The following is a 23,001-nucleotide window of genomic DNA, read 5'->3' on the forward strand; positions in this document are numbered from 1 at the left end:
AGTGATCCTTGGAAATGCCTAGCGGGACGTGCCGGAGGCGTCGGCGGAGCCGTTCGCCTCGACCGCGTCGGCCGGGAGGGTCGGGGTGCCCGCGGGCGGCTCGGGGTCGGACGCGGTGGCGGGTGCGGAGGCAGGGGAGGAGGCGGTGGCCGTGGTCGGGGAGGAGGCCGACGCGGCGGTGCCGGGACGGGGCTTCGCGGTGACGACGGCAGCGCCGGATGCCCCTGCCGCCCGGCCGGTGGTGGCGGAGGCGCCGGTCGCGGGCCTCCCGGTGGCCACGGAGTGGCTCGCCGCGGGCGAGGCGGTGGGGCGGGCGGGTGTCCGGCTCGCCGCCGGTGCGGCCACGGAGGCGCCGTCGGCCGGGACCTTCCCCGCACCCACCACGGGGGAGGGGATCGGCATGGAGGGGGCGTCACCGTTGGATCCGGCGACGGTGGTGAGCGCGACCCCGGCGAATCCCGCGCACGCCAGCCCGGCGACCCACCCGAGGCGCCGGAGGGCGCGGCCGCGCCGGCCGCTCTGGTCGACGAACACGGCCTTGGCCGTGCCGTCGGACTCGATCAGGACGTGCTCCACCACGGAGACTGTCGGCAGTTCGGGCGCGGCCGGCCCGGACGCCCAGGGCGACCGGAGCCGGATGGTCCTGTCGTGCCGGACGAGCCCGGAGGGCGGCTCGTCGGGTATGCGCGAACGCACGGTGCTCACGGTGAGTCAACTTTCATGGCCGCGTGCCGAGTCGGCGTGCCGTCGTCGCCGACGGGCACCGATCGCGGGCCGAGTTGTGAAGGGTCCTCCCGAGGACCCCCGTGCCTCGGCCGCCGTGCGTGATCGGTGCCTTCGTCGCCACCCACCTGTCGTCCGGTGCTGGAAAGCTATCTCACCCACCTGAGAGAGAAGTGAACGAATTGATAGGAAATGTCCCCATCTGTTCTCGATCGTCACCAAGACGTGACCAAGCAGCCGGAACCTTTTTACCGTCACCTGTCAAGGCTTTCCGTGCATTTTCGGTGGGAGGATCAGGGCCGGGCGACCCTCGGGAAGCCGTCCGGGGCCGCGCACCAGCCCCTCCGTCCGGGCGTCCCGGCTGCGCGGTACGCGTACCATCCGGCGGTGATTCGTCACTCCAGGTAGTCGGTCCGGTGAGCCTCCGGACCCGGACAGGCCCCCTTCGTGCGGCCGCCGCCCACGCGGCGACCGGTGCGGCGACCGATGCGACGGCCCACGCGGTGATCCGTGCGGCGATCCGCGCGATCTGCCACAGGACGAACTGCGCGACGGGCCGCACAGCGAACTGAGCGACGAACTGAGCGACGGGCTGAGCGACGGGCTGCGCAGACGTCCGGGCGGACTTCGCGGCGGACGTCCGGGCGGTGGTGGACATCGGGACGGTGACAGGCATGACGGTCTCCTCCTCGCGATGCCGTCCGGGCTGCTTCCCGGCGGCGGGGCGTACGGACTCATCGTGCGGCCAGGCCGCACCCGCGGCTGCTGCCTGTGGAAAACCCGCTCCGCGCGCCCCGCGCGACCGCCGAACGGGTGATGTACCGCAGGGCGCAGACGCAGCGGGCGCCGTACGTGCGGCACGTCCCGGGCCCATCGCGCAGCCGTACGGGACGGATGCCCGCCGCTCACCCTTGACCCTGACCTGCGGGTGAGGGGTTAGCGTTCCGGCGCTCGCAGCGGGACGGCCGCTGCCCTGCCCGCCCGGAGCCCGCCATGCCGCTGCCCACCACCGCCCGCGAGGTCCGGCTGACCTCGACCCCCGACAGCCTGCCGACCGCCGCGCACTTCACCGTCGCCGAGACCCCGCTCCCGGCACCCGGCCCCGACCGGGTGCTGGTGCGCAACACCCACTTCCTGGTCTTCCCCGGCCTGCGCACGCTGATCGGCGGCGAGGTGGACGGGGTGCCCCTGCCGCCGATCCGCGCCGGCCAGGCACTGTTCGGCCCGGCGCTGGGCGAAGTGCTGGCCGCCCCGGCGGACGGACCGCTGCGCCCGGGCGACCTCGTGACCCACCTGCACGGGTGGCGGGATCACGCGCTGGGCGCCGCCGCGGACTTCACCCCGGTGGACGGCTCCCTGCCGGACCCGGTCGCCCACCTGTCGCCCGCCTCGGCCGGGTACGGCGCCCTGACCCGGTCGGCCGGGCTCCGCCGGGGCGACACCGTGCTGATCACCGGAGCGGCGGGGGCCGTCGGCACGGTGGCCGGGCAGACCGCCCGGCTGCTGGGGGCGTCGCGGGTGATCGGCACCACCGGCTCGCCCGGGAAGGCGAAGCGGCTGGTGGCCGAACTCGGCTACGACGTGGTGCTGGTGCGAGGGGCCGGGCCGATCGCCGACCAGCTGGCGGAGGCGGCCCCCGACGGCATCGACGTCCTGCTGGACACCGTCGGAGGCGAGCAGCTGACGGCGGCCGTCGACGCGGCCCGGCCGGGCGCGCGGTTCGCGCTGGTCGGTGCGCTGTCCGGGCAGATGGCGCCGGGCGGGCGGGGCGGCAGCTCGCCGGCCGTGGTCGACTCCTTCCGGCTGCTCGCCCTGGGCGTCTCGGTCCGCGGCTTCCGCGGGCTGGACCACCCGGACCTGGAGACGGAATGGCGGCACCGGTTCGGTGCCTGGCTGCGCGCGGGCGAGATCTCCTTCCCCCGGACGGTCGTGGCGGGCATCGATCGGGCGCCCGGGGCGTTGACCCGGTTGATCGAGGGCGACGGTTTCGGCGCCATGATCGTCGAGTTGTAGACCGCCGGCCCGTACGGGCGGTGCGGTCGCCGGGTCGAGGCCGTCCGCACGCGGGCGGCAGCGGGGAGGACGCATGCGGATCGGCGACGCGGCGGCGGCCGCGGGCACCACACCCAGGGCCCTGCGCCTCTACGAGCAGCGGGGCCTGCTGCCGCCGCCGGTCCGCACGCCGTCAGGGCAGCGCGTGTACGGGCCGGCGGAGGTCGCCAGGGTCGGGGTGATCCGTCGGCTCCTCGCCCTCGGGCTGACGATCGAGGACCTGCGCAGCCGCGCCCACCGGCTCGACCTGCTCGGGGAGGATCCGCCGGCCGTCTGCGCCACGTCCGGCGGCGGCGGGCCGGAGACGTTCACCCCCGTCGTCGAGCACCGCCTCGCCGTACTGGACACCGAGATCGCCCGGCTCACCCGGCTGCGGGACGACCTCGCCCGGCACACCGCCGCGGACGAGAGCCCGTGCGCCGCCGCGGACGGCCCGTGCGTCACCGCGGACGAGGACCCGTGCGCCGCCGCGGACGGCCCGTGCACGGACGGGGGCGGCAGTCCCGTCCCGTCCCCGGTCGGGATCCGTCCCGTCGCAGGGGCGAGCCGGAACGGCCGGCCCGGCCGACCCGGCTGACGCAGCATCACCCCCGCTGCCGGGTTTGGCGCCTGCGGGATCGGTCACACTGCTGATCATGAGTGCTGACCGCCGCCCGCTGGGGCTCCCCGACTTCTCCGCTCCCGCCGTCGACGCCCCGGTGGCCGGCCGGCGCCCGCTGCCGCCCGTCGACCGCGCGCTGTTCCTCCCGCCGCCGGTCGAGGAGCCGGTGGCCGAGCGACCTGCTCGCCGACCGCTCACCGTCGGTGCGATGGCGTTCCGGGCCCCCGGCGCCTGAGTCCGGACCCGTACCCTCGCCGGCCCCTGCCGGCCTGGCCGCGCAAGCCGGTCGTCCGGGCTGGCAGCCCGCACGGCAGCGCCGGTGTTTCGCTGCCGGAGGTGGCCCGGCCACCGGTCTAGGCTCGGTCCGTGGGGCAGCCCGAGCAGCGCGCCGAGGGCGCAGGACCGTTCACGACCCGCCTTGCCTGGCGTCTGCCCGAAGGCGGTACGGCGGTCTGGGAGTCGCGGCTCGCCCGGCGGCGCGGGGTCATCGCCGTCCACCGGCCGGGAGAGCCGGACGGCCGGCACGCCGTCGCGGACCCGGTGTCGATCAGCAGGCTCCGCAGGCTCAACACCGTCGCGGCCGTCGCCTTCGTGGTCGGCGGGGTGCTGTTCGCGGCCGGGGCGGGGACGGCGCAGTTCGGGTCCGGTGATCCCACGGAGAGCGCCTGGATCTACTTCGCGGGCGGACTCTGCTTCAACACCGGCGGCTACGTCTCGCTGCTGCAGGTGGTGAACGCCCCACGCCACGACGTCGGCACGGGCACGCTCGTCACGCGGCGCTGGCGCTGGTGGAGTTTCGAGCCGATGCGGCTGGACTGGCTGAGCGTCGTCGTGCTCTTCGCCGGCACGCTGGTCTTCGCCGTCGACCTGCTGGACTCCTTCCTGCAGGGCCTGGACGCGCAGCAGGTCAACCGGCTGATCTGGGCGCCGGACATCGTGGGATGCGTGCTGTTCCTGGTCTCCGGGCACCTCGCGTTCCTGGAGCTCTGCCACGGCCGCCGGTGCGTCCACCTGCGCAGCCTCGCGTGGTGGATCGTGGCGGTGAACCAGCTCGGCTCCGTGCTCTTCATGGTCTCGGCGATCGCCGCGTTCACCCGGCCCGGCACCGGAAGCCTCGTCAACACCGGTGTGGCCAACTGGGGCACGCTCGTCGGAGCCCTCTGCTTCTCGCTCGGCGGAGTGCTCCAGCTCTTCGAACGCCCGTAGGACAACGTCCGTAAGGCGGCGGCCCTCACCGCGGGCGCCGCGCCCGCCGCACGTGCGGCAGCGCGGCGCCCGTCCTGCTCCGATCCGTCAGGCCTCGATCCGTCAGGCGCCGACCCGTCCTGCTCCGATCCGTCAGGCCTCGATCCGTCAGGCGCCGACCCGTCCTGCTCCGATCCGTCAGGCGCCGTCGGGGGCACCGCCGAAGCGGGCGGTCCAGGCGGCGAGGTCCTCGTCGGTGATCTTGGCGAACAGTACCGGCGGGACGGTGAAGGGCGTTCCGGCGGGGACGAGGTCCAGGGCCGCGGCCTGCTCCGCGTCCACCCAGCCCGCCGTGCGCGCGGGGTTGTCCTCGGCGAGGGTGAAGGACTGCCGGACGGCCGCGGCGGTCGCCGGGACGAACGGCTCGGAGACGACCGAGTAGAGGTGGATCAGGTTCATCGCCGTGCGCAGCGTGAGCGCGGCCGCCTCGGGGTCGGTCCTGACCTGCAGCCAGGGTGCCTTCTCGTCGAGGTAGGAGTTGCCTGCGCTCCAGAGGGCGCGCAGGCTCTGGGCGGCCTTGCGGAAGTTCAGCGCCTCCAGGTTGCCCTCGAACTCGGCCAGCAGCGCGCTGATCTGCGCGCCGAGGCGCTCCTCCGCCTCGCCCGGCTCGCCGCCCGCGGGCACCTCGTCGCCGAACCGCTTGCGGCTGAACGTCAGCACCCGGTTGACGAAGTTGCCGAGGGTGTCGGCAAGGTCCTTGTTGACGACGGAGGCGAACAGGTCCCAGGTGAAGCTGGAGTCGTCCGACTCGGGCGCGTGCGCCATCAGGAAGTAGCGCCAGTAGTCGGCCGGCAGCAGCTCCAGCGCGACGTCCGTGAAGATGCCCAGCTTCTGGCTCGTGGAGAACTTGCCCCCGTAGTAGGTGAGCCAGTTGAAGGCCTTGACGTAGTCGACCTTCTTCCACGGCCGGCGCGACCCCAGGATCGTCGCGGGGAACATCACCGTGTGGAACGGGACGTTGTCCTTCGCCATGAACTCCGTGTACCGGACGGTGTCGTCGGCCTCGTACCACCAGGACTTCCAGTCGCGGGTCTCACCGGCCGGGGCGGCGTCCGCCCACTCCTTGGTGGCGCCGATGTACTCGATCGGGGCGTCGAACCAGACGTAGAAGACCTTGCCGGCCGCGGCGAGCTCCGGCCAGACGTCGGCCGGCACCGGCACGCCCCACTCCAGGTCGCGGGTGATCGCGCGGTCCTGCAGGCCCTCGGCCAGCCACTTGCGGGCGATCGACGAGGCGAGGACGGGCCAGGAGTCACCGTTGGCGGCGATCCACGCCTCGACCTCGTCGGTCAGCTTCGACTGGAGGAGGAAGAGGTGGGTGGTCTCGCGGACCTCCAGCTCGGAGCTGCCGCTGATCGCCGAGCGCGGCTCCAGCAGATCGGTCGGGTCGAGCACGCGGGTGCAGTTCTCGCACTGGTCGCCGCGGGCCTTGTCGTACGCGCAGTGCGGGCAGGTGCCGACGATGTACCGGTCCGGGAGGAACCGGCCGTCCGTGATCGAGTACACCTGGCGGATCGACCGCTCCTCGATGAAGCCGTTGGCATGCAGCTCGCGGGCGATCTCCTGGGTGATCTCGCGGTTCTGCGGGGAGGAGCTGCGGCCGAAGAAGTCGAAGGAGAGCTGGAAGCCGTCGTACACGGCCTTCTGCCGGTCGTGGGCCTGCGCGCAGAACTCGGCCACCGGAAGCCCCGCCTCCTGGGCGGCCAGCTCGGCGGGGGTGCCGTGCTCGTCGGTGGCGCAGATGAACAGCACCTCGTGGCCGCGCCGGCGCAGATAGCGGGAGTAGACGTCCGCCGGGAGCATCGACCCGACCATGTTGCCCAGGTGCTTGATCCCGTTGATGTAGGGAAGCGCGCTGGTGATCAACTGCCGAGTCATCCTGGGATGCTCCTATGTCTCCGGCGGGCACCGTCGGGCTGCCCGCGGGCGGGTGTCGGTGGCCTGGCAGCCCCTCGACGCCGCCGCAGGGCGTCGTGATCGCCCGTGCCGCGGGAGGAGCGGGCTCCCGGCCGCCGCCATCGTACCGAAGCGGGCCGGACGGTCCGAACGGCTTTCTCCGCCGCTGTCAAGACCGCGGTGCGGCGGCCGACCGTTCCCGCCGCGCCGCGGGGTGACGCACCGTCCGGACGCCCGGCGGCCCGCGGACCGCACGCCCGGGAGCGGCACGTCCGGGGGCGGCATGCCCGGGGGCGGAGCGGGCGACGGCCGCATGCACGCCGGCCGTGTGCGCGGCGGCCGCGTGGGAGACGGGCCGTCGTCGGTGGCGAGGTCTACGATGCCATCGGCCCGGAGCCGCACCGGCACGCCGCTGTCGGCGAGCAGCGAGCGGAGGTGGTTCCGGGCGGAAGATGCTGTCCAGGAGCAGGCCCGCACCGAACCGTCCGATCCGCACGGCGGACCCGGGCAGGGCGGGTCCGGCCGGGAAGGAGCCCGCGATGTGCGGCCGCTACGTGTCCACCACCGGTCCCCAGGACCTCGTCAACCTCTTCGGCGTCACCCGGTGGGATCCCGAGGAGACCCTGGAGCCCGACTACAACGTGGCGCCCACCAAGGACGTCTGGGCCGTCCTGGAACGCCTCGACAAGGACACCGACGTCGTGCAGCGCCGACTGCGGGCGCTGCGCTGGGGCCTCGTCCCGTCCTGGGCGAAGGACCCGTCGGTCGGCTCCCGGATGATCAACGCCCGGGTCGAGACCGTCCACGAGAAGCCCGCCTACCGCAAGGCGTTCACCTCCCGGCGCTGCCTGCTGCCGGCCGACGGCTTCTTCGAATGGATGCCGCTGCCCGCCCTTCCGGGCGGAAAGGCGCGCAAGCAGCCGTACTTCATCGCCCCCGCCGACGGCAGCCTGATGGCCATGGCCGGCCTCTACGAGTTCTGGCGCGACCGGACGCGGCCCGACGACGACCCCGCCGCCTGGCTGACCACCGTCACCATCATCACCACCGAGGCCCGCGACGCCGCCGGCCGCATCCACGACCGCATGCCGCTCGCGATCGACCCGGCCGACGTCGACGCCTGGCTCGACCCCGCCCACACCGACCCCGACGAGCTCCGCACCCTCCTCCACACGCCCGCCGGCGGCGAACTCGTCACCACTCCCGTCTCCACCGCCGTCAACAACGTCGGCAACAACGGCCCGCAGCTCCTCGACCCCGTCCCCGAGCCTGCCTGAGCACCTTCCCGCGCTCCTGCCTTCCCACGCTCCTGCCGCCCCCGCGACCGTCGACCGGTCTACCGGCCGCCGGGCCTGCCGTCCGGCCCGGCGACCCCGCGCCGCGCGGCCTCCACCTGCACCCGGGCCGCCTCCGAACGGCGCTGCGCCGTGTCGCGGTCGCGGCGCACCCGGGCCTCGGCCGTACGGGCGGCCGCCAGCCGGGCCTCGGCCGCACGGAGGGCCTCGGTGGCGAGGTCGACGGCCTGCTGCGCCGCCCCGACCTCCCGGACGCGTTCCGCCTGCTGCCGGGTGAGCCCGACGACCTCACCTTCGGCGGCGTCGAGCCGCTCCTCCGCGACTTCCAGCGCCGCCCTGGCCTCGGCCTCGCCAGCCTGCTCCTGCTCCCGCTCCTGCGGCTGGTGCTTCTTCCGTTCCCGTTCCCCGGAGGCCGCTGCGGCACCGCGCACCGCGTCCCCGGACGGCTCGGACGGCTCGGGCAGGCCGGGCAGGGTGGGCAGGCCGGTGGGCATCTCGTCGAGTGCGGTGATCAGGCGGCCCGCCATGAGCTGCCCCGCGGCCTCCGTGCCGACGGTGGCGGCGCGGAGGGTCTGCTCCACCTCCCGCTGCTGCGCGTCGCCGAGGTGCTCGCCGCGGGCGGCGGCGTCCTGGGCGGCCAGGCCGGTCAGCGTGCCGATGGTCCGGTGGCGCCGGGCGGACAGTTCGCGCAGCCCGGGGCCGTCGTGGCCCTCCTGGGCCGTCCGCAGGTCGTGGCCGAGGTCGACGAGGGCAGCCACCTCCGCCGGGTGGGTGCGGGCGAGGAGGTTGAGGGCGTGCGCGGCCGCCGTCGGCCTGCGCAGGTGCCGGATGCGGTCGGCGAGGTCCCGCTCGCCGGACGTGCGTGCGCGGGCCGCCGCCCGGTCACGTACGGCGGTGAATTCGCCGGCCGGCAGGCCGTACAGCTCGTCCGCGACCTCGTCGAGATCCGTCACGACCTGCACCTTCTTCCCGCTCGCCGTCGGGCCGTGCGTACCGTTCGATCGTCCGCCATCCCCGTGCCGGATGCCAGCCCCGGCGGCCGCGGCCGCGGCCGCGACCGGTGCGGCGCCGGGCCGGGCCGGGGGAGCGGTCCGCCCGCCGTCCGCCGAGCGGGGCTCGGGGACGGCGGGCGGCTGCCGCTCCACAGGTCCTAGGCGAAGGTGAACCAGTTCAGGTTGACGAAGTCGCCCGGCTGTCCGCTGGTGAAGGTCAGGTAGACGTCCTGGGTGCCGGTGACCTTGGCGATGTCCGCGGGGACGGTGCGCCAGGTCTGCCAGCCGCCCGTGGACGCGAGCGCGAAGCTGCCGACCGGCGTGGCCGTGCGGCTCCCGATGCGGACCTCCACCAGGCCGCTGATCCCCGCCGCGGCACCGGAGGCGACGCGGGCGCTGAAGCGCGTCGCACCGGCGGTGCCGAAGTTGACCGCGCTGTACTTCAGCCAGTCGCCGTTGGCCAGCCATCCGACGTCCTGGCCGCCGCCGGTGTCGGAGCAGGATTCGACGGCGCTCCCCGACTGGGCGCCGAACGACTCGGCCTGGATGGTGCCGAAGGCGCTGACGCCGCCCGGCGGGGTGGCCGTCGCCGTCGGGGTGGGGGTCGGGGTGGGGGTGCTGCCTCCGCCGCCGGAGGAACCGCCCACGGTGATCGTGAAGCGGCCGGGGGTGCCGGACTGCACCTTGCCCTCGAAGTCGACGCCGGCCGGGTGGACGTCGTCGTACGGGAAGGCGTAGCCGAGGCCGTCGGGGGTGGTGCCGTGCAGGATGCGGGCGTAGTGGTTGGTGCGGGCGGCGGTGTAGAAGGCGGCGGGGTTCTCGGCGGTGGGCTGGTTCGGGTTGTCGAGCAGGGTGGTGCGGTTGAGTGCGGCGGCGAGCCGGGCGCTGAGGTTGCCCATCTCGTCGTTGCCGGTGGTGAACGGCGCGTCGCTGCAGGAGAAGATCGAGAGGGTGGACGGCTTGGTGAAGCTGCCCACGCCGGGGAAGTCCAGCCGGTCGCCGGAGACCCGGCCGACGACGGTGCCCCAGGTGTACTGGGTGTCGATCCGCAGGTCGGTGGTGCGGTAGCGGTCCCAGACCTTGTTGACGTAGTCGTCGAAGTAGCCGGCGAAGAGCGAGGTGTTGCCGCGGATGGCGAGGTTGGGGCTGAGCACCCGCAGGTCGGAGCCGCCGCTGTTGACGATCAGCCGGCTCCAGTCGCTGCCGTCCGCCGCCGACTGGGCGCGCAGGGCCGAGGCGACCCGGCTCAGGCCGTCGGCGGGCAGGCCGCGGACGGTCTGGGTGCCCTGGGCGGTGTCCAGCCGGAAGGCGATCGGCAGGCACACCATGTCGACGAACGTGATGTTGGCGTAGAGCTGGTCGTTGTTGTACGTGAACTCGCAGAAGTCGTGCCGCACACCGATGTTGGGGTCGGAGGGGTTGCTGACCGACGGGAGGGCCAGGCCGCCGCCTCGGTTGAGCAGGAAGGTGAGCTTCGAACCGACCGAGAAGTAGATGCGGCCGCTGTCGAGGTGCGGCAGGGTGACCGAACGGGCGCCGGCGCCGGAGGCGTTGAGCGCGATGGCGCAGTCCACGCCGAGCGGGGTCTGGTCGTTCGCGGGGGACGGCGGGTGGTAGAGCGAGGTGCCGTCGGCCTGGATGAAGGCCCAGTTACCGCCCGCGGCCGGGTCGCGGCCCAGCACGTAGGCGTAGACGGTGTTGTTGCCGGTGGTGTTGAGCAGGTCCAGCGGGAGGGTCGCCGAGGTGGAGGCGTCGGCGCTGGACTGCAGCCACCAGGCCGCCGCGGGGACGGCGAGGGCCATGCCCGCGGTGGCGGTGAGGAGTTTGCGGCGGCTGATGGGGCGCTGGTGACGGGCCGTCATGAGGGAGCACTTTCTTCCTGGTGGGTCCGCGCCGCGGGGCGCGCGGCACGGGTTTCGGTCGTGCGCGCGGGAGTCGGGGCGGAGACGGGGTGCGGGGGTGCGATGTGGGGGTGCGATGTGTGGGGGCTATGCGTGGGGGTGTGGTGCGCGGGGGTGTGGTGCGTGGGGTGTCGGGCGCGGGCCGGACCGGGTCAGCCGATGGTCCACTTCTGGTTGGCGCCGCCGGAGCAGGTCCAGGTCTGCAGCCGGGTGCCGTCGGCGGAGGAGTTCCCGGTGGCGTCCAGGCACTTGTTCGCGCCGACGTTGGTCAGGTCGTGGGCGGTGGTGTACGTCCACTGCTGGGCCTTGGTGCCGTTGCAGGTGTAGAGCTGCACCTGGGCGCCGTCGGCGGTCGAACCGCCCGCCACGTCGAGGCACTTGCCCAAGGCACGCACCGAGCCGTCGCTGCCGACCGTCCACTGCTGGGCCGGGCCGCCGGTGCAGTTGTGCAGCTGGATCGGGGTGCGGTCAGCGGTGGAGGCGCCCGCCACGTCCACGCACATTCCTCCGATTCCCTTGATCGCGCCGGTGCCGGAGGAGCTGTTCCAGGCCGAGGCGCGCACGTAGTCGACCGTCATGGCCTGCGGGAAGGAGGTGGAGGCGTCCGGGTTGCCGGGCCAGTCACCGCCGACCGCCAGGTTGAGGATGACGAAGAAGGGGTGGTCGAAGACCCACTTGTTGGCGCCGGCGTCTGCCGGGGTGCGGGTCTCGTACGTGGTGCCGTCCACCGACCAGGTGATCGCGTTCGGGCTCCAGTCGACGGCGAAGACGTGGAAGGCGTCGGCGAACGGCGCACCGTTGGGCAGGGAGTATCCGGCGCCCGGTCCGGCGGCGCCGGAGTACCCGGGGCCGTGGATCGTGCCGTGGACGGTGCCCGGCTCCTTGCCGATGTTCTCCATGATGTCGATCTCGCCGCTGGTGGGCCAGCCGACCGTGCCGAGGTCCGAGCCGAGCATCCAGAACGCCGGCCATATGCCCTGGCCGCGCGGGATCTTGATCCGGGCCTCGAAGTGGCCGTAGGCCTGGGTGAAGGTCTGGGCGGTGTTCAGTCGCGCCGAGGTGTACTGGCACGGGCCGTACCAACAGCTCAGGCCCGTGTCGGTGTTCTTGCGGGCGGTGATGACCAGGTTGCCCTGGCCGTCGAGCGCGGCGTTGTTCGTGCTGTTGGTGTAGTACTCCAACTCGTGGTTGCCGAAGCCGGATCCACCGGTCTCCAGGGTCCACTTCGCACGGTCCGGGCCTTGCCCGGCCGCGCCGTTGAACTCGTCCGACCACGTCTGGGCGCCGACGGCGGCGCTGGCCCGCGAGGTGCCGGATCCGCTCGCCGACACCAGGACCGCGGCGACCAGCGCCACCGAGAGAAGAAGGACGAATCCGCCGAGGGACCATCGACGGGCACGATGAGCAGCCATGGGCACGCACCTTGTTGTGGAGGGACGGACGTTGCGCGGGACGCGTTCCGGTTCGCGCCGAGAGCGCTCTCACGTCCAACGGGGTCGTGATCCTACGGAAGGCGCGGCGGCCCGGGCAATGACGGTGCGAATCCGGGAAACCTGCTCTGACCTGCGGTGATCCCGTGCTGGTCCACGGCCTAAGGTGCTCTTAAGGCTGAGCTAAGGAAAAAGTGTCGAGTACATGGCCGGAATGGCCGCCGAAGTGCCCTGCGGACGGACCCGGCTGACGGGCCGTCGGCGGATCCGGTCGCGTCGCCGTCCGTCACGTGGTGCGGAGCGGACGTCCTGACGGCTCGTCATGACGATACCGGTCGCCACCGCCCGGTCGCAGTGCGTGCCCGCAGTGCGTGCCCGCAGAACGTGCCGGCTCCCGGCCGCGGTCGTCGCGGGCGGGTCGTCGCCGGCCGTCGGTCACCTGCCGCCCGCGACGTCTCCCGGAGCCTGTCGCGCAGTCGCCGGGAGACGTCGCGGGCGACAGGGCAGGATGGAGGTAGGGCCTCGGCAAGGGATGGAGGGCGGCGGCGGTGGTGGAGTTCTTCGCACCAGGTGCGGTCTACCGGCATTTTCTCGACGGCCGTCCGTCGGAGCTGGGGGTGTTCGCGGTGGCGTGCGTCGGCCGCGCGCCCGAAGGGTTCGCCGTGCCGCAGGAGGAAGGCGGTGTCGCGTTCGGCTGGCGGCGTGGTGTCGACGCGGAGGGGCGCGGATGGCCGCTGGGTTCGTACGTCACCGCGGACTTCACCGGCTGGCGGGAGGTGCCCGACGCGGAGCTGCCGGGGCTCCTCGGTGACGTGCTGCCCGGCGCGGCGCGGCTCGACCTGCCGCGCCGGGTGTGGAAGCGCGCCGAGCCGGGCGGCCGCGGCCGGTGGCGGCGGAAGTCCTCGCATCCCGGCGCCTGACCCGCCCCGACGCTCGACCCCGCACCCCGGCGCCCGACCCGAACCCTGACGCCCGACCCGCACCCGGTGCGCGGCGACGGCCGCCGAGGCGGATGGTCCCGTGGGCAGGCAACGTCCGGACCGGCCGCCCACCCCCCCCGGCTGCGGGAGGCGGACGGCCGTCAGGCCAGCGCTTCGGCCTTGCGGAGCAGGACGGACCGCTCGCGGACGTTGCGGCACAGCCGGGCGGCGAGCTCCAGCTCGGCCCGCGCCTCGGTGTTCCGGCCGAGCCGCACGAGCAGTTCGCCGCGCACGGTCGGGAGGAGGTGCGATCCCGACAGCCGGCCGGAGGCGGCCAGGTCGTCCACCAGGGACAGCGCCTGCTGCGGTCCGCTCGCCATCGCGACGGCGACGGCCCGGTTGAGCTCGACGACGGGTGACGGGGCGATGCGGCCGAGCGCCTCGTAGAGGAGCACGACGCGCGCCCAGTCGGTCTCCGCCACCGAGGGGGCCGACGCGTGGCAGGCGGCGATCGCCGCCTGCAGGCCGTACGGTCCCAGGCCGCGGCCGGCGGTGGCGGCGCGGCCGAGCGCGGCCAGCCCGCGGCGGATCGCCGACCTGTCCCACAGACGCCGGTCCTGGTCCTCCAGGAGCACCGCCTCGCCGTCGGGCCCGGTGCGGGCGGGGAAGCGCGCGGCCGTGAGCTCGCACAGCGCGAGCAGCCCGTGCACCTCCGGCTCGTCGGGCAGCAGCGCGGCGAGCGTGCGGGCCAGCCGGATCGCCTCGTACGCGAGATCGGTGCGCAGCAGGCGGTCGCCGGCGGTGGCCGTCGAGCCCTCGGTGAAGATCACGTACAGGACGCTGAGGACACCGCCGAGCCGCTCGCGGCGCTCCTCGGCCGGCGGCAGCGCGAACGGCACCGCCGCTGCGGCGATCGTCTTCTTCGCCCGGGTGATCCGGGCCTGGACGGTCGGGACGGGTACGAGGAACGCCCGGGCGATCTCCTCGGTGGACAGGCCGCCGACCGCGCGCAGCGTGAGGGCGGTCCGGGCCTCGGGGGACAGCACAGGGTGGCAGGCCACGAACATCAGCGCGAGGACGTCGTCGTCGACCCGGTCGGGATCCCACGGCAGGTCGTCCGACCGGTGCTGCGGGGTCATCGCACCCGAGCTGGCCTCGCCCTCGGCCAGCACACCGGCGAGCAGGGCGTACCGCTCGTCGAGCGCCGACCGGCGGCGGAAGCTGTCGATGGCGCGCCGCCGTGCCGTGGCGAGCAGCCAGCCCACCGGGTTCGCCGGTGCACCGTCGCGCGACCACGTGACGAGGGCTTCCGCCACCGCCTCCTGGGCGACGTCCTCGGCGAGTTCGAAGCTGCCGGTGTAGCGGGCCAGTGCGCCCACGATCCGTGCGGACTCGATCCGCCAGACGGCTTCGACGGCCCGCCGCGCCGATTCGGTGCTCGGCGGGCCGTCGACGGCCGCGGGCGTCAGATCTGGCCGGTGCGCTCGCGCCACGCCCGCTCCTTGACGATCCACTCGTTGTCCTGCGGGAACTCGTCGATGCTCGGCACGCGGCGGATCTCGCACTTCGTGCCGGCGAAGGCCGGAAGCCGCTTGGCCCACTCGACCGCCTCCTCCTTCGACGCCACGTCGAGCAGGTAGAAGCCGCCGAACAGCTCCTTCGTCTCGCCGTAGGGGCCGTCGGTGACCACCGGGGTCTCGCCGTCGTAGTCGACCACCACGCCCTGCGACGGGTCGTCCAGGCCCTCGGCGGCGACGAGCACGCCCGCCCGGATCAGCTCGTCGTTGAACCGGCCCATGGTTTCGAGCATCTCCTCGAAGGGCGTCTCCATCATCTTCGCCATCGACTCGTCGGTGCCGCGCATGATCAGCATGTACTTCGCCATCGTTGTTCTCCTCGGTGCTGGGGCCGCGTTCCGACCCTCTCTATCCCAGGTCGAACGGGGACGCCACGGATCGACACGGCGGACGGACACGGACCGGATATTTTTTTCGGACCCTTCATGTCACGCCCTTCATGTCACGGTGGCCCGGGCTGGGGGTCGGTGGGTCTGCGGGTCTGCCAGGCTGGGGTCTGCCGGGCTCAGGTCCGGGAGGGCCGGCCGGTCACGGCGGTTTCACCGCCCGGGGTCACGGCGCCGTTCAGCACGACGGCCCCGTCCGCCAGCCGGTCCACGGCGATCCGCCCGTCTCCGCAGTGGGCGTTGAGCCACTGCGCCAGCTGCGCGGACGAGAACGGCCCGGGGAAGCCGGAGACCGTCCACTCGGCAGGGCCGGCGAACGCCGCCTGCTCGACCTTGCGCAGCCAGCGGGCGAGGAAGCGCCGCAGCTGCGCCGGAACGTCCTCGTGGACGGCGGGTTCGAGCAACGGGACGGCCCAGTCGGCGATCCCGGCGGCCGGCCCCCGGGCGGACAGGCCGGGACGGCCGGGGCGGGCGAACCGCAGCACCCCGAGGCCGTCCGCCGACTCCTGCGCGCTCGCGAGGGTGCCGCGCGGCAGCGGCGAGGCGCCCGCCCACATGCCGACGCGCGGCAGCGGCCCGCCGGACCAGTGGACACCGAGCTCGCCCAGCCAGTCGGCGAGTTCCTGCACGCTCGTCACGCTGCGGTCCGCCGGCAGGGCCGTCCGCCCGGCCGGGGACGCGGGCCAGGTGGCCCCGTCGGTGGGTATGTGCAGCCGCAGCCGGTTCGAGGCGTTGCCGGGCCGCTGCCGGGATTCGAGGGTGTCCAGGCACAGCAGGAGCGTGTCCCTGCGGTGCAGGAAGGTCCCGGCCAGCGGAGTCGTGCCGGCGCTCGCGGGCCAGTCGACCCTGGGCGCGGGGTCGGGCAGCACGGGAGACAACTGGCGCATCCAAGCGGTCAGTTCGTCCGGGGTGTGCAGCGGGGCCGCGATCCGGACGCGCCCGCCGACCGGGCCCGCCGGCTCCGCGTGCAGGATGCGCACCCCCTGACCGGACGGGCCCCTGTCCTCCCACGTCAGCGGGGCGATGTGCACGGTCGGCGCGTCGAGCGTCGCCCCGCCGTGGGTGTCGGCGTACAGGCCGTCGAAGCCCTCGGCGGTGAACACCTCGGCCAGCTGCGCCGGGGTGAGGCCGGAGGCGACGACGCGCCCGTAGACCTGGTCGGGCCACCGCAGATCGCCCCACACCCGGTAGCCGTCCGGCTGCGGGCCGACCACCAGCTCCGCCACCCGTTCCAGCCAGTCGGCCATCGGCCCGTCACCACACCGCCACACCAGCGGATCGCGCACTGCTCTGCCCTCCCGGATCCGGCGCCGAGTGTACGGCTCCGCCGCCGCGTGCGGGGCCGTCCGCCGGTGGGCGGAGTGCCGTCGGCGCTGCCCGCCGTCGGCCGCGCAGCAACCGGGCCGGTGGCCGATCCCGCCGGCGGCGCCGACCCGCGGCCGCGTGCGGCCGCGGGCGTGCGGCCGTGGCCTGCGGAGGTACGGCCGGAGACCCGGGCCGACCGGTGCGCGGCGGTCGGCGGCCTCCCCGCGCCGGACCCGTCCGCCACGCGGCCGGGATCGCTCGGCCGTCCGTCCGGGGACCGGCGGCAGGCGCCGCGGGCGAGCCCCTCGGGCTCCCGCGCGCCCGTCCCCGTCCCGCCCGTCCCCGCCGCTGCTCGTTCCCGTTGCTGCCCGTCCCCGCTCCCGCTCCCGCTCGGCGGCGACGGCTCGGGCGGCGGCAGCGGCGGCCCGTCATCCGGCTCCGCGCACCGCAGCACGGCCAGCACGGCCGGCACGCCAGCACGGTCCGCGCGCGTCGGGATCAGCCGGCGCGGTCGCCGTACGCGGCGCGGCTGGCCTCGATCTCCGCGATGTGTTCGATCGCCCAGCCTGCGAGTGCGAGCGCGGGCGGGATGAGGCTCTCCCCGGTGGGGGTCAGCGCGTACTCGACGCGTGGCGGGACCTCCGCGTAGGCCGTCCGGGACACCAGTCCGTCCCGTTCCAGGTTGCGGAGTGTCAGCGTCAGCATCCGCTGGGAGATCCCCGGGATCTGCCGCTGGAGTTCGGTGAAGCGCAGGCGTCCCTGGTCGAGGGTGGCCACGATCAGCAGGGTCCACTTGTCGCAGATCCGGTCGAGCACGGCGCGGATCGTGCCGCCGCCGTCGCCCCGGATCATGCACGTGTGCTCGTACTGCGACATGACAGCTCCCTGTGCCTGGCGCACATGCGTGTGCCTTTTGTAAGCCCCCGGACGGTGACCCATGATGAGGCAACTTACGCCTGGTAACTATCGTGCAAGGGGTCACTGTGGACATCGCCTACTGGATCGTCGCCGCGCTGCTGGCGGTCTTCTACCTCTACGGCGGAGGCAAGAAGGCGGTGCAGAGCCAGGAGCAGCTCCGGCCCATGATGGGGTGGGTCGACCAGATCCCGATGCCGTTCGTCCGGGCCATCGGGGTGCTGGAGATCCTCGGCGCGGTCGGCCTGATCCTGCCGCCGCTCACCGGGATCGCGCCCGGGCTCGCCATAGCCGCGGCGATCGGGCTCGTCCTGATCCAGGTTGGCGGCATCGTGGTCCACGTCTCCCGGGGGGAGACCCGGCAGATCGGACTCAACATCGCCCTGCTGGCGGCCGCCGCCGCGGCTGCCTGGCTGGGGACGACCTGGCTCTGACCGGCCCGACGCCGACATGGGCCGACGCCGACATAGCCTGTCAACGACATGGCCTGTCAACGACATGGTCCGACGGCGACCCGGTCCTCCGGCGACCCGGTCCGCCGGGAGGCTCGTCGGCGGGCCGGGCACGCGCCCCCGGTGGGCGTGCGGTGCGGCGCGGGTGCGGCCAAGCTGACTGTGGGGTCCGTTCCCGCGACGCCGTCGGCCCGTGCCGTCGGCCCGGCAGGGGACCGGGTGCCTGGAGGAGCGTGCCGCGGCACCGCCGCCGGTGCGGTGGTGCGGCGTGGTGAGGAGATTCGGATGGCCAGGCCTATGTGGACCGGAGCCCTGACGTTCGGACTGGTCACCGTGCCGGTCGGGCTGTACACCGCGACGGAGAGCCATGCGGTGCACTTCCACCAGCTGGAGCGCGGCACCTTCGACCGGGTGCGCAACCGGCGGGTCAACGAACGCACGGGCGAGGAGGTCGCCTTCTCCGACATCGTGAAGGGCTACGACACCGGCGACGGCGAGTACGTCGTCATCGAGCCCGAGGAACTGGAGCAGATCTCGCCCGGCCGCTCGCGCACCATCGACGTGTCAGGGTTCGTCGAGCTCTCCCGGATCGACCCGATCTTCTTCGACAAGACGTACTACCTCGGCCCCCAGGGCAAGGAGTACGCCAAGATCTACCAGCTCCTCGCGAAGGCCCTGGAACGCTCCGACCGGGCGGGGCTGGCGATGTTCTCGATGCGGGGCAAGGAGTACCTGACCGCGGTCCGCGCCCAGAACGGCCTGCTGGAGCTCCACACCATGCACTTCGCCGACGAGGTCCGCGACCCCCGCGAGGAGATCGACGACCTGCCCGGCGGGAAGGAGCCCATCAGCGGCCAGGAGCTGCAGACCGCCGAGCAGCTCATCGGCATGCTCGCCGTCGACTGGGATCCCGGCGACTACCACGACACCTTCGAGGAGCAGGTCCACAAGCTCATCGACGACAAGCAGGCCGGCCGCGAGATCGCCACCTCCGCCGGACCCGCCCCCGAGGGCACCAACATCGTCGATCTGATGGACGCCCTGCGGCGCAGCCTGGACAGTGTCCAGGGCATGGCCGAGCTTCCGCCGGCCGACAAGCCCGACGAAGCTGGCAAGGTCGACAAGGCGAACAGGGCGAACAGGGCGAACAGGGCGGGCACATCGGCCGCATCGGGGACGGCCGGGCGGGCGGCGGGCGAGCGGAGCCGTCGCACCCCCAAGGCGGTGGCGGGCAAGAAGTCCACCTCCGCCTCCAGGACGTCCACTTCCAGGACGTCCACCTCCAGGACGTCCACCTCCGAAACCGGCACCTCCGGGACGGCCGCGCCGTTGAAGAAGCGTGCCACCACCGGGCACGCGGCCAAGGAGGACCTCTCCGCCCTGACCAAGGCCGAGCTCTACCGGCGTGCCACCGACCTCGACATCGCCCACCGTTCCACCATGAGCCGCGACGAACTCCAGGCCGCCGTCCGGAAGGCCGCCGGCCACCGCCGGCTGCGCACCGCCTCCTGACAGCCGCCGGGCCCCGGTCGGTAGGGGGTGGCTCAGTGGCGGAGCGACCCGGTGGCGTCGACGCGTTCGCGGACCCAGTCCAGGAAGGCCCGCACGTCGGCGGGGGGCAGCGGGACCGCGGTGCCGCGGGGGCGCTCGAAGCTGGCCAGGGCGGCTTCGACGACGGGCCTGAACCCGGCTTCGGACGCGGCGATCTCGCGTGCCGCGGCCCGTTTGGCCGTCCAGCGGCCGGTGCGGCAGAACACTGCCGAACGGCAGCCGTTGAGTACACGGTTGTCCGCCAGATGGCCCTCGCCGTCGGTGTGCTCGCGGACGGACGCGCGGAGCGCGGCGAGCACGTCGGCATCGGCCGGGGCCGCGATCACCTGCTCCGCCGGTGCGCCGAACAGCGGGCGCCCGGCCTGGCGGGCGATGGAGCGGTCGAGGACGTACCAGAAAGCCGGGGACCGGGCGGGGTCGAAGCTCGCCCGGTTCGGCAGCAGCGGGCCGGTGTTGAGGTCCAGCAGGTAGCCGGCGCCGCCGGAGGGGCGGCCGACGGCGTCCCGGTCGTGGACCACCAGCTCCAGCCCGGTCGCCGGGCAGGGCAGCGCGGGGTGGGCGAGCACCCCGGCCAGCCCGGCCAGGGCGGCCCCGGGCAGGGTCGGCGCCACGACCACCATCACGTCGATGTCGCTGCGCCCGTGCCGGTAGTCGCCGAGGGCGATCGAGCCGACGGTGAGGACGCTCACCAGGTGCGGCCCGCAGACGGTGCGGGTGCGCCGGACGAGTTCGTCGAGGTAGGCGCGGACGTCGGCCGGCAGGGGCGCCGGGCCTTCCGGGGTGCGGTGCATGCGGCCAGTCTCCACCGGGACGCCCGCGCCGTGCCCGGGGGTCAGGGCGTGCAGTTCGTGAGCGGGCGGGTGTCGCCGGCGGGGCGGCCGCAGACGCGTTCGACGAGCGGTGCGCCTCCGGCGACCGGGCGCACCCGGATGAGGTGGATGCCGTGTCCCGGCTGCGGGCCGTCGACGAGGGGGCGGGTGTCCCGGAAGTCGACGGTGCCGACGGCGCGGTTCTTCATCTCGACGGCCCGCAGGCCCGCCATCACCGACCCGACCCCGCCGTGCTGGGAGGCTCCGGCCATGGCGGCGCCCGCCTGCAGGGCGGCCGTCGCGTCGTAGGCGAGGGCGAGCGCCCCGTCGGAGAACACGTCGTCCTCGTACGGGTTGTCGTGGCGGGGCGCGAGCTGCAGGTAGGTGGCGGCCACGACGGCGAGGTCGGAGGTGCGGGCGGTGACCGTGGGGTCGGCGAGGGCCGTGTAGTAGAGGGTGGCCTGTGGGGCCATGGCGGTGCCGCCGGTGCCGAACTGGGCCTTCGTCAGGTCGTCGCCGGTCAGGACGGTGAGCGGATGGCTGCACCCGGCGTCGGCGGCCAGGCGCTTCATCAGCTGGTCGACGTCGTCGGCGCGGCCGGCGAGGTAGACGACGGAGGGCTGGTGGTCGGAGTGGCAGCTGGTCCGGAGGGCCTCCTCGAAGTCGGGGTCGCCGTTGCTGGTCAGCCCGTACTCCAGGGGGCCGCCGGCGACGAGCCGGAACCCGGCGGCGGCGAGCATCTCCGAACCGTACCGGGCCTGTTCCGGGCTGTACCGGTCGTCCCGGCCGGCGCGGCGGGTCAGCACCGCCGCGTACCGCTCGGCGGGCGGCAGGGCGAGCCCGTCCACGACGAGGCGCAGGGCGGCCGCCTCCTCCTGGTCGGTGGCCGCGAGCCCGAAGTAGTTGACGTGCCTCCTGGTCAGGTAGCTGGCCGAGTTGGTGGTGCTGACGACCGCGAGGCCGGCGTGCTGGAGGAGGTCGAGGGTGCTGTCGCTGTCGGCGGTGTCCCGGCCGAGGCCGACCACGCCGACGACGGAGGGGTCGCGCCGGGCGACGGCCACGATGCGTTCGACCATGTCGGTCTGGAAGTACATGTCCTGCCCGCCGTTGGCGACCAGGATCTTGATCTTCACGGGTTCGCCCGCGTTGTTGCGCCGCTGGGCGAGGTGCACCCCGGTGAGTTCCTTGAGGCTGTTGAGGGCCCGCGACTGCTGCCCGGCCGTGGTGGTGAGCGACCCGGCGTAGACGATGGTCACGAAGCGGACGTCGGGAAGGGTGTCGACGCGGGCGTTCTCCCGGCGGATCGAGTCCTCCAGCGTGCGCAGGCCGACGCCGGCGCCGGTGCGGTCGGCGTCCCCGCCGGGGAGCTCCCCGCTGAGCCGCACGCCGTCGTCGTCGCCCGCGAGCGACACCCCGCCGGTGGCGACACCGATGCACTCCCGGGTGCCGCCCGGATCGGTGCGCCACACGGTGTCCGTGTTGGAGCCCGCCAGCCGGGCCTCGCAGTACCGGTCGGACAGCTGGCCGACGCGCAGCACGCCGCCGCACGCGACCAGCACCAGGACCGCGAGGACGGTCCAGCGCGACCAGAGGACCCACCCGGAGCGGCGGACGGCCACCGGGGCCAGCCGGGTGGTCTCGCCGGCGACGAGCTGGAGGCGGGTGAGCCGCACCGGAAGCGTCCAGGCCAGCGCACGCCCGCGGCTCGGCGCCTGGCGCACCCGGAGGTCGCTCACCCAGCTCTCGTACGGGCCGCGGCGGCGCGGGCCGACGGAGTGCACGGTGACCGGAGCCGTACCGGCGCCCTCCAGCCAGGCGGCGACATCGGCGTGCGCCACGCCGGCGAGCACGAGCAGCGGGTCCTGCTCGCTGCGGCGGCTGCGGACGTCGCTGATCGCGCCGAGCACCCGGAGCGCACCGTTGTCGTGCCCGGCCCGCGGCACGAACACGACCGGCGGCACGCGCCGCTTGCGTCCCCGCAGGTCGGGCGCCCACGACCGGTGCGCCCAGCGGAGGTCCTCCAGCAGCGCGAGGGTGCGCAGTTGGAGGTGGAACTGCTGCGCGCGGTCCTTCTCGTCCTCGGGGATCCCGGGCAGCTCGGCGCGGAGGATCTCCCCGGCGACCTCGCGGGCACGGGCCTGGGTGACGTCCCAGGACATCCGGGGCCGCCACAGCGACCAGGCGGCGGCCTGCCGGCCCGACGCGGCGAGGAAGGTGGTCGTGGCGAACCACCGGCTGGCCTGGCCCAGCCAGGAGAGCGGCGCCGTGTTGCGCCGCACCCAGCCGGTGAGGCCGAGGAGCAGCAGCAGGCCGACCACCACCAGGAGGACGACCTGCCAGTGCGCCTGGGTGAGCAGGCTGGTCACGCCGGCGAGGACGAACGCCCCGATGAGGGTGGTCGAGTTGAGCACCGGTGACAGCGCGCGCTGGAACTCGCCGCCCGCGGGCCGCGGTTCGGGCCGCCAGTGCAGGTCGCGCAGGCGGGCGAGGACGGCGTCGGTCAGCTCGTCGTCCGTCCGGGAGCCCGGGTCCGGGTCGGCGGCGACCACGTGCCGGGCCGCCGCCTCGATGGCCGCGACCAGCCGCGACCGCGGGGAGGCGTACGCGCGGTACCAGGACTGCCCGCGGCGGGCCCACGGCCCCTTGGCCAGCCCGTCGAGGATGGCCACGGCGTTGCGGTGCGGGTCGTCGCCCCCGGTGCCCGCCACGACGTGGTAGGGCAGCCCGCCGCCCTCCTGCGCCTCGTGGACGGCGCGCACCACCTCCTCGACCTCGCGGTCGAGGACGGGGTCGTCGTCCTCGGAGTACACCACCACCACCGGCATCGGCAGCCGGGCCCTGCTGAACTGGTCGATCAGATCCCTGACCAGCGCGTCGACCTCGTACCTGGCGGTCGTGCGTACACCGCCGACCGGCGACCCGCCGAGAACCCCCTGTGCCATCGGCCCCCC

19 protein-coding genes are annotated in these 23,001 nt (G+C 74.1%); 8 read left to right on the forward strand and 11 right to left on the reverse strand.

The annotated features are described in order from the left end of the window. Positions 1 to 18 precede the first annotated feature (18 nt). Positions 19 to 696, reverse strand: a complete 678-nt coding sequence (locus tag SNE206_RS31130) for a hypothetical protein (RefSeq protein WP_407916884.1) — start codon at positions 694 to 696, stop codon at positions 19 to 21. 1,020 nt (positions 697 to 1,716) lie between these two features. Between SNE206_RS31130 and SNE206_RS31135 the strand changes: the two genes are divergently transcribed. From SNE206_RS31135 to SNE206_RS31150, 4 genes are all read left to right on the forward strand, one after another. Next, positions 1,717 to 2,736: an MDR family NADP-dependent oxidoreductase gene (locus SNE206_RS31135; protein WP_407916885.1), complete on the forward strand. Its 1,020-nt coding sequence runs from the start codon at positions 1,717 to 1,719 to the stop codon at positions 2,734 to 2,736. A 73-nt stretch (positions 2,737 to 2,809) separates the two neighbouring features. After that, on the forward strand, positions 2,810 to 3,352 hold the full coding sequence (locus tag SNE206_RS31140; protein WP_407916886.1) for a MerR family transcriptional regulator: 543 nt from the start codon (positions 2,810 to 2,812) through the stop codon (positions 3,350 to 3,352). Between the two features lie 58 nt (positions 3,353 to 3,410). Then, positions 3,411 to 3,611 carry a hypothetical protein gene (locus tag SNE206_RS31145; protein WP_407916887.1) on the forward strand — a complete coding sequence of 67 codons (201 nt, stop codon included), beginning with the start codon at positions 3,411 to 3,413 and terminating at the stop codon, positions 3,609 to 3,611. 131 nt (positions 3,612 to 3,742) lie between these two features. Then, on the forward strand, positions 3,743 to 4,582 hold the full coding sequence (locus tag SNE206_RS31150) for a hypothetical protein (RefSeq protein ID WP_407916888.1): 840 nt from the start codon (positions 3,743 to 3,745) through the stop codon (positions 4,580 to 4,582). 177 nt (positions 4,583 to 4,759) lie between these two features. Here SNE206_RS31150 and metG read toward each other — a convergent pair whose 3' ends face one another. Next, a complete protein-coding gene (gene metG / locus SNE206_RS31155) occupies positions 4,760 to 6,499 on the reverse strand; it encodes a methionine--tRNA ligase (protein WP_407916889.1) in 1,740 nt (579 codons plus the stop codon). Positions 6,500 to 7,056: 557 nt separating this feature from the next. On the opposite strand from metG, the gene SNE206_RS31160 reads away from it, so the two are divergent. Continuing rightward, positions 7,057 to 7,794: an SOS response-associated peptidase gene (locus SNE206_RS31160; protein WP_407916890.1), complete on the forward strand. Its 738-nt coding sequence runs from the start codon at positions 7,057 to 7,059 to the stop codon at positions 7,792 to 7,794. Positions 7,795 to 7,853: 59 nt separating this feature from the next. On the opposite strand, the gene SNE206_RS31165 is transcribed toward SNE206_RS31160, so the two are convergent. The 3 genes from SNE206_RS31165 to SNE206_RS31175 all read right to left on the reverse strand — a co-directional run bounded on the left by SNE206_RS31165 (position 7,854) and on the right by SNE206_RS31175 (position 12,117). Next, entirely contained in the window at positions 7,854 to 8,765 is a 912-nt protein-coding gene (locus SNE206_RS31165) for a hypothetical protein (protein ID WP_407916891.1), read from the reverse strand. 197 nt (positions 8,766 to 8,962) lie between these two features. Further along, positions 8,963 to 10,666 carry a glycoside hydrolase family 64 protein gene (locus tag SNE206_RS31170; RefSeq protein ID WP_407916892.1) on the reverse strand — a complete coding sequence of 568 codons (1,704 nt, stop codon included), beginning with the start codon at positions 10,664 to 10,666 and terminating at the stop codon, positions 8,963 to 8,965. Between the two features lie 191 nt (positions 10,667 to 10,857). Then, entirely contained in the window at positions 10,858 to 12,117 is a 1,260-nt protein-coding gene (locus SNE206_RS31175) for a family 16 glycosylhydrolase (protein ID WP_407916893.1), read from the reverse strand. Positions 12,118 to 12,683: 566 nt separating this feature from the next. Between SNE206_RS31175 and SNE206_RS31180 the strand changes: the two genes are divergently transcribed. Further along, a complete protein-coding gene (locus tag SNE206_RS31180; RefSeq protein WP_407916894.1) occupies positions 12,684 to 13,055 on the forward strand; it encodes a hypothetical protein in 372 nt (123 codons plus the stop codon). Positions 13,056 to 13,216: 161 nt separating this feature from the next. Here SNE206_RS31180 and SNE206_RS31185 read toward each other — a convergent pair whose 3' ends face one another. The 4 genes from SNE206_RS31185 to SNE206_RS31200 form a co-directional block, all read right to left on the reverse strand. After that, positions 13,217 to 14,548, reverse strand: coding sequence for an RNA polymerase sigma factor (locus SNE206_RS31185; protein WP_407916895.1), 1,332 nt, complete (start codon positions 14,546 to 14,548; stop codon positions 13,217 to 13,219). Beyond that, positions 14,521 to 14,940, reverse strand: a complete 420-nt coding sequence (locus tag SNE206_RS31190) for a YciI family protein (protein ID WP_407916896.1) — start codon at positions 14,938 to 14,940, stop codon at positions 14,521 to 14,523. The genes SNE206_RS31185 and SNE206_RS31190 overlap by 28 nt, the downstream gene beginning before the upstream one ends. Before the next feature lie 197 nt (positions 14,941 to 15,137). Then, complete coding sequence (locus SNE206_RS31195; RefSeq protein WP_407916897.1) at positions 15,138 to 16,265, reverse strand: hypothetical protein; 1,128 nt, start codon at positions 16,263 to 16,265, stop codon at positions 15,138 to 15,140. Positions 16,266 to 16,821: 556 nt separating this feature from the next. After that, positions 16,822 to 17,199, reverse strand: a complete 378-nt coding sequence (locus SNE206_RS31200) for a winged helix-turn-helix transcriptional regulator (RefSeq protein ID WP_407916898.1) — start codon at positions 17,197 to 17,199, stop codon at positions 16,822 to 16,824. 107 nt (positions 17,200 to 17,306) lie between these two features. Here SNE206_RS31200 and SNE206_RS31205 point away from each other — a divergent pair, with 107 nt between their 5' ends. Both SNE206_RS31205 and SNE206_RS31210 read left to right on the forward strand, forming a co-directional pair. Further along, positions 17,307 to 17,672 (forward strand): DoxX family protein, encoded by a 366-nt coding sequence (locus SNE206_RS31205; protein ID WP_407916899.1) that lies wholly within the window; start codon positions 17,307 to 17,309, stop codon positions 17,670 to 17,672. A 303-nt stretch (positions 17,673 to 17,975) separates the two neighbouring features. Beyond that, a complete protein-coding gene (locus tag SNE206_RS31210) occupies positions 17,976 to 19,202 on the forward strand; it encodes a Ku protein (protein WP_407916900.1) in 1,227 nt (408 codons plus the stop codon). Between the two features lie 32 nt (positions 19,203 to 19,234). On the opposite strand, the gene SNE206_RS31215 is transcribed toward SNE206_RS31210, so the two are convergent. Both SNE206_RS31215 and SNE206_RS31220 read right to left on the reverse strand, forming a co-directional pair. Further along, complete coding sequence (locus SNE206_RS31215) at positions 19,235 to 20,032, reverse strand: aminoglycoside adenylyltransferase domain-containing protein (RefSeq protein WP_407916901.1); 798 nt, start codon at positions 20,030 to 20,032, stop codon at positions 19,235 to 19,237. A gap of 41 nt (positions 20,033 to 20,073) precedes the next feature. Then, positions 20,074 to 22,992: a hypothetical protein gene (locus SNE206_RS31220; protein WP_407916902.1), complete on the reverse strand. Its 2,919-nt coding sequence runs from the start codon at positions 22,990 to 22,992 to the stop codon at positions 20,074 to 20,076. Positions 22,993 to 23,001: the final 9 nt, after the last annotated feature.

Source organism: Kitasatospora sp. NE20-6, assembly GCF_045862635.1.

Coding starts and splice junctions, on each gene's coding strand:
- SNE206_RS31135 (WP_407916885.1), top strand. CDS start 1,717: ATGCCGCTGCCCACCACCGCCCGCGAGGTCCGGCTGACCTCGACCCCC.
- SNE206_RS31140 (WP_407916886.1), top strand. CDS start 2,810: ATGCGGATCGGCGACGCGGCGGCGGCCGCGGGCACCACACCCAGGGCC.
- SNE206_RS31145 (WP_407916887.1), top strand. CDS start 3,411: ATGAGTGCTGACCGCCGCCCGCTGGGGCTCCCCGACTTCTCCGCTCCC.
- metG (WP_407916889.1), bottom strand. CDS start 6,499: ATGACTCGGCAGTTGATCACCAGCGCGCTTCCCTACATCAACGGGATC.
- SNE206_RS31160 (WP_407916890.1), top strand. CDS start 7,057: ATGTGCGGCCGCTACGTGTCCACCACCGGTCCCCAGGACCTCGTCAAC.
- SNE206_RS31170 (WP_407916892.1), bottom strand. CDS start 10,666: ATGACGGCCCGTCACCAGCGCCCCATCAGCCGCCGCAAACTCCTCACC.
- SNE206_RS31175 (WP_407916893.1), bottom strand. CDS start 12,117: ATGGCTGCTCATCGTGCCCGTCGATGGTCCCTCGGCGGATTCGTCCTT.
- SNE206_RS31190 (WP_407916896.1), bottom strand. CDS start 14,940: ATGGCGAAGTACATGCTGATCATGCGCGGCACCGACGAGTCGATGGCG.
- SNE206_RS31195 (WP_407916897.1), bottom strand. CDS start 16,265: ATGGCCGACTGGCTGGAACGGGTGGCGGAGCTGGTGGTCGGCCCGCAG.
- SNE206_RS31200 (WP_407916898.1), bottom strand. CDS start 17,199: ATGTCGCAGTACGAGCACACGTGCATGATCCGGGGCGACGGCGGCGGC.
- SNE206_RS31210 (WP_407916900.1), top strand. CDS start 17,976: ATGGCCAGGCCTATGTGGACCGGAGCCCTGACGTTCGGACTGGTCACC.
- SNE206_RS31215 (WP_407916901.1), bottom strand. CDS start 20,032: ATGCACCGCACCCCGGAAGGCCCGGCGCCCCTGCCGGCCGACGTCCGC.
- SNE206_RS31220 (WP_407916902.1), bottom strand. CDS start 22,992: ATGGCACAGGGGGTTCTCGGCGGGTCGCCGGTCGGCGGTGTACGCACG.